The organism is Chromobacterium alticapitis, from assembly GCF_002924365.1.
In the GTDB taxonomy this organism is placed as follows: Bacteria; Pseudomonadota; Gammaproteobacteria; order Burkholderiales; family Chromobacteriaceae; genus Chromobacterium; species Chromobacterium alticapitis.
Window position 1 is genome coordinate 1 of record NZ_PQWB01000196.1, and the last position, 265, is coordinate 265.

Sequence of the window (265 nt, forward strand, 5' to 3'; positions counted from 1 at the left end):
TGCTGGATGCCACTAATGGCCTGTACAGCGAAACGCGCTACAACGCCTGGGGCCAGATCACCGCCAAGTTCGCCCGCGGCACGGCGGCGGGCGCGGCCAGCGTGCAACAGGAATTCAGCGAATACGACCGTGCCGGCCGGCTGCTGAAGGGCAATGCCGGCGGCGTGAGCAAGCTGTACGGCTACGACGCCAACGGCAACGCCACCATGACGGTGGAGTCCGGCGGAACGGACGGCGCGGCGTGGCGACAGGAAACGCTGAGCGG

At 67.9% G+C, this 265-nt stretch carries 1 protein-coding gene; it reads left to right on the forward strand.

Translation table 11 applies throughout. The features are described from left to right. On the forward strand, positions 1–265 hold a 265-nt coding region (locus C2I19_RS21310), incomplete at both ends, for a hypothetical protein (protein WP_158253800.1).